At 77.7% G+C, this 2,984-nt stretch carries 2 protein-coding genes; both read left to right on the top strand.

Annotated features, from left to right (window positions below; genetic code table 11):
- Window positions 1–2,196, top strand: a 2,196-nt coding sequence (locus GTR00_RS18020) for a molybdopterin-dependent oxidoreductase (protein ID WP_166612958.1), incomplete at its 5' end; no start/stop codon positions are given.
- 135 nt (window positions 2,197–2,331) lie between these two features.
- Window positions 2,332–2,984 (top strand): hypothetical protein (locus GTR00_RS18015; RefSeq protein ID WP_166612957.1); only part of this gene is annotated, 653 nt, incomplete at its 3' end.

Below are 2,984 nucleotides of genomic sequence, written 5' to 3'. Positions count from 1 at the left end.
CCCTCCCCGCTGCTGGGCAACGTGCCCGTGGCCGCCACGCCCACCGCGCGCGTGCTGCGCCCCCACGTGCGCCGCGGCTGGTGGGAGGACGGCCCCGGCCCCGACCCGCGCCGCGGCCGCGACGAGTTCCTCGCCGTGGAGTGGGACGAGGTCCTGGACCGCCTGGCCGGCGAGTACCGGCGCGTGCTCGACGAGCACGGCCCCACCGCCGTGTTCGCCGGCTCCTACGGCTGGGCCAGCGCCGGGCGCTTCCACCACGCCCAGAGCCAGGTCCACCGCTTCTCGCACTGCCTGGGCGGGGCCGTGCGCTCCTCCTGGACGTACAGCCACGGCGTCGGGGAGGTCCTCATGCCGCACGTCGTGGGCAACCAGGAACCCCTGCTCTCGCCCACCGCCCTGTCCAGCGTGGAGGCCCACACCGACCTCGTCCTCGCCTTCGGCGGGCTGCCCGCGAAGAACTCCGAGGTCGCCAGCGGCGGCATCAGCCGCCACGAGGTCGCCGGCCGGCTGCGCGGGGCCAAGGCCCGCGGGGCCCGGTTCGTCCTGGTCTCCCCGCTGCGCGACGACCTGGCCGCCGAGCTGGAGGCGCAGTGGATCGCGCCCGTGCCCGGCACCGACGCCGCGCTGCTGCTCGCGATGTGCCGCGTCCTGGTCGAGGAGGGCCTGCACGACGAGGACTTCCTGGCCCGCTGCTGCTCGGGCGGCGAGCGCTTCCTGGCCTCCCTGGAGGGCGCCGAGGACGGCGTGGTCAAGACCCCCGAGTGGGCCGAGGCCATCACGCAGGTGCCCGCCGCGACGATCCGCGACCTCGCCCGCCGCGCCGCCGCCGGGCGCACCATGGTCACCGTCAGCTGGTCGGTGGCCCGCACCCGCTTCGGCGAGCAGCCGCTGTGGGCGGCCGTGGCGTTCGCCTGCCTGCTCGGGCAGGTCGGCCTGCCCGGCGGCGGCTTCGGCCACGGCTACGCCTCCACCGGCGGGGTGGGGCGCCGCACCGGCAGCCACCCGCTGCCCACGCTGCCGCAGTTCGCCGACCCGCTGCGCGTGCGCATCCCCGTCGCCCGCATCGCCGACGCCCTGCTGCACCCCGGCGAGCCGTACGAGGTCGACGGCCGGCGCGAGACGTACCCGCACCTGCGGCTGGTGCACTGGGCCGGCGGCAACCCCTTCCACCACCACCAGGACCTGCAGCGGCTGCGCCGCGCCTTCCAGGCCGCCGAGACCGTCGTGGTGCACGAGCCGTTCTGGACCACCACCGCCCGCCACGCCGACGTCGTGCTCGCCACCACCACCACCCTGGAGCGCGAGGACGTCGGCGCCGCCCGCTACGACGACCGCCTCATCCACATGGGCCGCGTGCACGAGCCCCTCGGGCAGGCCCGCGACGACTACGCGGTGCTCTCCGAGCTGGCGCAGCGCCTGGGCGCGGGGGAGCGCTTCACCGAGGGCCGCGACGCCGCGCAGTGGGTGGAGCACCTGTACGAGCAGTGGCGCACCGGCCCCGCCGCCCGCGCCGGTCTCGACGCCCCGCCCTACGCGCGCTTCCGCGAGGCGGGGGAGTTCCGGCTGCCCGACGAGGAGGGGGAGAAGGTCATGTTCGCCTCCTTCCGCGCCGACCCCGCCCGCTTCCCGCTGCGCACCCCCAGCGGCCGCATCGAGCTGCACTCGCCCGCCGTGGAGTCCTTCGGCTACGAGGACTGCCCCGGGCACCCCGTGCACCTGCCCACCGACGAGGCGCCCGACGAGGAGTTCCCGCTGTGGCTGGTGGCGAACAACCCCGCCACCCGCCTGCACAGCCAGCTCGACCACGGCGCGCACTCGCAGGCCGGCAAGGTCGCCGGGCGCGAACCGGTGCGCGTGCACCCCGAGGACGCGGCCGAGCGCGGCCTGGCCGACGGGCAGGTCGTCGTGCTGCGCAGCCGGCGCGGCAGCTGCCTGGGCGGGCTCGTGGTCTCCCCCGACGTGCGCCGCGGCGTGGTGCAGATGTCCACCGGCGCCTGGTGGGACCCCGCCGCCGGCGAGCTGGCCGGCGTCACCTGCGGCTACGGCAACGTCAACGTCCTCACCCGCGACGTCGGCTCCTCGCGCCTGGCGCAGGCCTGCACCGGCCAGCACGCCGCCGTGCAGCTCAGCGCCCACACCGGGCCGGTGCCGCGCGTGACCGTCTTCGACCAGCCCGTGACGAGCCCGCCCGCCTGAGGGCGCCGCGGGCGCCCACCGGCGCCCGCGCGCAGGAGCCTGCGCGCGATTCACCCGGACGGGTGAGTTCTTGGGGCATCATGGCAGCCCAACCCGGTGCGCGAACCGCACCGCCGAGGCGCGGAGGTGCCACAGGTGACCGAGGGCTGGCCGGACGACGGGCTGACCTCCGCGGCGGACGTGCCCTCGGTGGTCCGCCACCGCGCGGGCCCCGGCGACGACCCCGACCGCTACGAGCTGCTCGGCGAGGCCGACGGCGCCGACGAGGCCTGGCACGCGCTGGACCACCGCGCCCCCGCCGGCGAGGCCCTCCTCACCCTCGTCGCGCTGCGGCCCGGCGAGGGCGGCGAGCGCGACGCCGCCGTGGAGGAGCTGTGGCGCGAGCGCGCCCGGGGCCTGACCCGCGTGCGCCACGCCGGCCTCGCCGGTCTCGTCCACACCTTCTCCGGCGCCGCCCCGCACGCGCCCGGGCGCGCCGCCACCGCCGGCCCGCCGTGGCGCTACGCGGTGCGCGAGCAGGCCGCCGGGCGCTCCGTGGCCGACTGGCTGCGCGACGACCCCGGCGCGGGCGTGCAGGAGCGCTTCGCGGTGCTGGCGGTCACCGCCGGGATCCTGCACGAGCTGCACCGCGGCACCGACGACGTCCCGCCCGTCGTGCACGGCGACATCACCCCCCGCACCGTGCGCCTGAGCGGCTTCTGGCCCTCCGACGGCGTGCGGCTGGCCGGCGCCAGCCTGGGCGGGCTGCGCAGCGGCCCCTCCGGTCGCCCCGCCGCCTCCCCCTACAC

This window comes from Kineococcus indalonis (genome assembly GCF_009906395.1).
Taxonomy (GTDB): domain Bacteria; phylum Actinomycetota; class Actinomycetes; order Actinomycetales; family Kineococcaceae; genus Kineococcus; species Kineococcus indalonis.
The sequence above is the reverse complement of the archived record's forward strand: the minus strand, read 5'-3'. Positions and strand labels throughout refer to the sequence as shown.